This is a genomic window from Pseudomonas sp. F220, from assembly GCF_057813935.1.
This window is the reverse complement of sequence record NZ_JBVASJ010000081.1, coordinates 1-4,924: the sequence shown is the minus strand read 5'-3', so window position 1 is coordinate 4,924 and position 4,924 is coordinate 1. Positions and strand designations below refer to the sequence as shown.

Here is a 4,924-nt window from a genome sequence, read left to right as displayed (position 1 = left end):
AGATGGCGTTAAAACGAATGGGGCGGCGGGCTTGGCCATGTGCACTACTGCTCAGTGAGGTCGAAGTCTGGTCAGTATATCGATATGCTTTTAGATAAACGAATTACACGCTCAGGACACTAGACTGATGGCAGGCAAAATCAATCTGACAGATCTTCTCCACCCTCCCCCCCTCCTCAGATCTCATATGTTTGATCCTGGTGTCTCACGCCACAAAAATGCTAAAGCGTCAGGTAATCGAATCGAAGACAAAGCTTAAACGCCAAACACCCGACGAATATCTGGGCAGCTGGGCTTACAGATAAACGCACGAATTCAATGACCGAGCTGGATACTGGCGCACCCGACGCGGCTTACTGTCACCGGGCAATACGTGAATGCCGCCATCCTCATACGGAGCCAGGTACTTGGCCGAAACAGGACGCACAAACACGCTTGCCCTGAGCGTGTCCTTGCGAGCGCCCTGCATGCCGACAGACCGGTTTGGGCTTCTTGAGGGTCGTGGCAATGTTCTCGATCTCGTCAGCCTGGACCTCTTTGGCCAACTCAGTCAGGGCCTGCGCAGTGGCAAACGCGATCTGCTTATTGGCCAAGGCCGACAGCGACCTGGTGATCTCTTTCAGATTACTGCGGATGGAAATATCAAACGGCCCTGACATAACGGTTACTCCATAGTCCTAAAGACATCCCCACGCTTGCCCCAGGCATACAGCACCACCCCGGCGTGCAACATCACACTGAACGGGTTCACCCAGGCATGCTCGAACGTTGTGATAAATACTCCGAACGCACCGATGGCTACCAGGTAGAGCGCAGCACGCAACAAAGGCTGGGCCAGTGGTCGAATCCGGCGCAGGACGTCGTACGCGGCGATAACCACAAGCACGCACAGAAAAGCGTCCGTAGCCGCCAGGACAGATGAAAACAAGCTGTTCATGTCAGGCGCCTCGCGTCGTTGGGATCGAGCCGATGAACGCTTTGATTGCTGGAATGATGTTCATCGCCGTCAGGCCCAGCACAAAGGATGTGCCGCACAAAAAGTAATCGTCAGTCGGCAAGCCGAGCTTGGGAGCAAGCCACATCGTGACCGGGTGGGTCAGGTAGACCGCGAAAAAGAACCCCGTGGCTACTGCGGTCGTCGCCTGCCATCGGGTCAGATCCTTCAGGTAACCAAGAGATAGGATCGAGCCGAGGAATGCAGCCATGACCACACCGTACTTACCGAGCAGGACGCCAGAGGCAGCACTCGTTGGTTCTGCCATTGGGAACTCCAGAATCGAGTAGGAGGCGGATTCACATCCGCCGTCCTCTCACGCCACCGTACGTACGGTTCCGTATACGGCGGCTCAGGTTAAGCGGTTAAGCCGGGTTATCGTGTCCAGTATTGAGACCAGCCCGAGTCGATCCCAGAGTTTCTTCGGCAGCGCCTGATTCATATGGGGTGCTCCCGAATTCCACCAAGGGCCTCGACCGTTGAATGCTGAGTGACAAGCACGAGCTTCGTTGAGCCCTAGACGCATCAAGTTGCGCGCCCTCGTCGAGGGCTGCTTCCATTGGCGCCAGATGATACAGCGAAGTTTGTGACGCACCCACCCGATCGGCTACTGTCGGAATACCCAGCTTGCGTTTGCCTCCTGATTGCTTCGGAATTTCCACCTGCCGAACCGGTGGCGGAAAATAGGAACCCGACGACATGCGGTTCCAAACCTTGTACAGGTTCCGTTGCAGCTTCTGCTCGAACTGGGCAATAGATTGTTCATCTATCCCAGCGGCTCCTCGATTGGCTTTCACTCGCTGGAAGGCCTCCCAAACTATCAGTTTGGAAATGCTGTACGACTTTGCTGCGCTCATGCCGCTCTTCCCCGCCGAAGCCGGTTGACGACATAAGCGAGCTGGGCAACGCCATCCCTTCGCTCCATTCTCATTACAAGAACTTCATCACTACTACGAATGGCTCCGCCCCTCGGCCTTTGCATCGGTATTCTTTCTTGCGGTGATAGCCGCTTGTCATTTCCCTTGGCATCAAAGGCGAGGTTCTCACGTTCCATATCAAAGCCTGTATTGAGCTCATGCCGCCTATACACCGGCTGCCATCTGGACGGTAAGCAGGTGTCCTCCAGACTTGCTCCCAAGGCTACTTGCCAGCCTCGGTTCTGACAGCGCTTGAGCCCTTAACGATGCGTCTTCGGACGGTTTGCTTTCGCTCATCTGCTCAATACGTACCTGACGCCTTTATTGACGCCTTTTCCACGGTCGCTCACCACCACGCCTTTTGAACGCAGCAGCACCGGGCGGTTTGAAGCCAGCTCCTGCAAGCGGACTTCGGGAGGCCTACTCCCATCTTCGATACAGCATCGCTGGCTTACGCCAGCGTTCGTGACACACGCAAGTATTGGGCTTTGAAGATACTTGCCTTCTTACCCCGCTGCGCCATCTGATCCGCTTCCTGTTCGTCAGGCCAGCATTTTGCCTCGGGCTTCCTTCAGATCCGCAGTCACCCGCGACACCCTTGCCTCTGGCTAACACTTCCCCTTGCCGGGTGTGTAGAGGACTTGCACCTCCAAGTCACCAGCGAGGCCACCACAGCCAAGCTGGTTGCGCTTGCGCGCAACGCGCCATGCCTGGCGCACAAATAAAAAGCCCCGGCAAATGCCGAGGCTCGATGAACTGTAGAAAGCAAAAAGCCCAATTCAGAATCGGGCTTTGCTCGCGGAAAACCGCAAAGTAACGAGAAACCTATAGATCAAGATCGGGACTGTTGAGCGAAACCATCGTCAGGGAGTACATGCTGCTGCCATCCACGCATAACAACCAGCGCAGCCAAGCGATTGATAGCGCGGCAGCAATCAGTTGTTGCCAAACCATTTGGTCGAGCGATTGACCTCGGCCTTGCCTGAGTCCTCCAATAGAGCCTTGGCACCTGAGCTCACGTTGCGCGCAGCATCGGCATTGGACTGGATGACGTCGGTCTTGGCGGCGCTATTGTGCAGCTCAGCATCGATGTAGTCGTTGCTACGGTCAGTCTTGGCCTTGAGGGCCTGCAGACGCAGCTTGCGTTCTTCGATATCGAGCGCTCGGTCTTCGTCCTCGGCCTTTTCGTCACGGGTACGCAGTCGAGTGTTTTCCTGAGCCTTGGCCTGGCGTTCGGCTGCAGCCTGCTCGGCCGCATGCTTTTGCGCGACCAACCGGTTGCGGCGGTTGGTCGCGTCGCTTGCGGTTGCTTTCGCCTGTGCGGCGGCTACCTGGCGCTGATAGTCAGCTTGACGGGCGGCGTCGACTTGCTGTTGCTGGACCTCAATCTGGTGCAGTTGGTCGAATTGCGACTGGGCGAAGGCCTGCGTCGTCACCAGCGACAACAACAATGCAATGCTGAATCCTTTCATGCCTGCCTCCTAAGCTTTGACAGGTGGCGGGCAAGTGGCGTTTGGCTGGATGCGAGTCTCGTTGTTGAGCATCTGCACCATCAGGGAAACCTGGCCTGGAGCGAACTCGCAAGGCTTGCCGACCTGGGTCGAAGTGTAAATTTTGCCGGCTTCGGAATAGCCCAGCAGCACACCTGGTACCAGTGTAGTGTCGTTGACCATTGAGCCTGCCAAGGCACCGGCAGCGCCACCGGCTACGCCGCCGACCAAGGCCGTATCACGGTTATGGCCCGCACCCAGCGCACCGCCGCCGACCGCGCCGATCAGGCCACCGACCAGAGTCGCTGCCTTCCGGTTAGATTCGTTGCTGACTTTGATCTTGGCCGGTGTCACCGAAATGATGGTGACGGTCTTGGCCGCCTGTTTAGTGTTGACCTGGCTAGCATCGAACACGTCAGCCTGGTACTGCTCGCCTGTCGATTGGCAGCCGGCAACCAGTGCCGCCAGCGAGATGACAGCCAGAGTTTTCTTGAGCATGTGGTTCATTTCCTTGCATTCAGTAGGTAACGTCAAAGCTACTGAGCAAGTATCGCGAAACTGTGCGCCCCTCCCCCTCACACCACGTCTCATATGTTTGACCCTGGCGTCTCACGACTGGGTCGTTGAGCGTGCGGAGATATGAGTATTCGGATACGGTAATCACAACGCAACCAAGACGCCAAAGCGTCTACCAGCGTGACGTAGGGAGGGCTATGTGACGCAACGAAAGCCCGTAGAAACCTCGGGCTTTTTTATGCCTCGCCTTTATTCGTCAGCACCCTCCCCCACGCCTACCACCACACCCGAAAGTCAGGGTCCTGGCGAATAAACGCAACCACAACCAAGGAGTCGATATGAACCAGACTATCCAACAAAGCCAAGCAGTCCTTCAAGCCCTGCGCGGTCGTATTTCGCTGTCCACCTCGGAGATGTACAAGATGATCGGTCGTGAAGAACCGGTGCGAGCTTCGCGCTTTACTGTTGTGTCCTTAGGGAAAAATACCTTTGATGTGATCGACCGATCCACCCGCCTCTCTCCTGGGGCTCGTACTGGCCACGACAACGCCTGTCATTACGCCCAGCTACTCGAAGAGCATGCCGACTTCTTCGCATCAGTTCGTGCGATCACCCGCTACGCCTGCCGAACAGCGCTGCGCTGGACTATCGGCATATCCATCGCCCTGGTCGTATTCGCTTACTACGGTGCCCAGTAATGACTGGGCCAATGCCGACCCCGTGTAGTGCGGTGATCGGCGGCAACGCCGCATGAAGCGAATAAACAAGCGGGTGCGCCAGCTTCTTCGACAACCCCAGACCAACCTTCCGCCAAACGGAATCAAAGCCCAAACGGAGAAGCCCCCATCGTCCCGCGCACCTAATCCATTCCCCTAGTCCACTAAGGAGACGCTGAACAATTAACCCGTTCGCACCGCCCCCATTGCCAAGCCGGTTTTTTTCAACCTGCCGGCCTTATTTTGCATTTCCAGGGCCGATTTTCGCCCTCATTTTGCTGATTTTCGGGT

At 56.5% G+C, this 4,924-nt stretch carries 6 protein-coding genes and 1 pseudogene; 1 reads left to right on the top strand and 6 read right to left on the bottom strand.

The features are described from left to right. Positions 1–389: 389 nt before the first annotated feature. The 6 genes and pseudogenes from ACZYSM_RS28905 to ACZYSM_RS28880 all read right to left on the bottom strand — a co-directional run bounded on the left by ACZYSM_RS28905 (position 390) and on the right by ACZYSM_RS28880 (position 3,899). Positions 390–659, bottom strand: coding sequence for a hypothetical protein (locus tag ACZYSM_RS28905; protein WP_489077053.1), 270 nt, complete (start codon positions 657–659; stop codon positions 390–392). Positions 660–664: 5 nt separating this feature from the next. Beyond that, positions 665–937 (bottom strand): hypothetical protein, encoded by a 273-nt coding sequence (locus ACZYSM_RS28900; protein ID WP_489077051.1) that lies wholly within the window; start codon positions 935–937, stop codon positions 665–667. Position 938: 1 nt separating this feature from the next. Continuing rightward, a complete protein-coding gene (locus tag ACZYSM_RS28895) occupies positions 939–1,262 on the bottom strand; it encodes a peptidase M48, Ste24p (RefSeq protein WP_489077049.1) in 324 nt (107 codons plus the stop codon). A gap of 84 nt (positions 1,263–1,346) precedes the next feature. Further along, positions 1,347–1,595, bottom strand: a pseudogene (locus tag ACZYSM_RS28890) (group II intron reverse transcriptase/maturase); the annotation flags it as partial. A 1,251-nt stretch (positions 1,596–2,846) separates the two neighbouring features. Next, the gene (locus ACZYSM_RS28885) at positions 2,847–3,383 is read right to left on the bottom strand and encodes a DUF5384 family protein (RefSeq protein ID WP_489077047.1); all 537 of its coding nucleotides are present in this window, start codon (positions 3,381–3,383) and stop codon (positions 2,847–2,849) included. Between the two features lie 9 nt (positions 3,384–3,392). Further along, positions 3,393–3,899 carry a hypothetical protein gene (locus ACZYSM_RS28880; RefSeq protein WP_489076985.1) on the bottom strand — a complete coding sequence of 169 codons (507 nt, stop codon included), beginning with the start codon at positions 3,897–3,899 and terminating at the stop codon, positions 3,393–3,395. 356 nt (positions 3,900–4,255) lie between these two features. On the opposite strand from ACZYSM_RS28880, the gene ACZYSM_RS28875 reads away from it, so the two are divergent. Continuing rightward, positions 4,256–4,615: a hypothetical protein gene (locus tag ACZYSM_RS28875; protein ID WP_489077045.1), complete on the top strand. Its 360-nt coding sequence runs from the start codon at positions 4,256–4,258 to the stop codon at positions 4,613–4,615. The last annotated feature ends 309 nt before the right edge of the window (positions 4,616–4,924 follow it).

Coding starts and splice junctions, on each gene's coding strand:
- ACZYSM_RS28875 (WP_489077045.1), top strand. CDS start 4,256: ATGAACCAGACTATCCAACAAAGCCAAGCAGTCCTTCAAGCCCTGCGC.
- ACZYSM_RS28905 (WP_489077053.1), bottom strand. CDS start 659: ATGTCAGGGCCGTTTGATATTTCCATCCGCAGTAATCTGAAAGAGATC.
- ACZYSM_RS28900 (WP_489077051.1), bottom strand. CDS start 937: ATGAACAGCTTGTTTTCATCTGTCCTGGCGGCTACGGACGCTTTTCTG.
- ACZYSM_RS28895 (WP_489077049.1), bottom strand. CDS start 1,262: ATGGCAGAACCAACGAGTGCTGCCTCTGGCGTCCTGCTCGGTAAGTAC.
- ACZYSM_RS28880 (WP_489076985.1), bottom strand. CDS start 3,899: ATGCTCAAGAAAACTCTGGCTGTCATCTCGCTGGCGGCACTGGTTGCC.
- ACZYSM_RS28885 (WP_489077047.1), bottom strand. CDS start 3,383: ATGAAAGGATTCAGCATTGCATTGTTGTTGTCGCTGGTGACGACGCAG.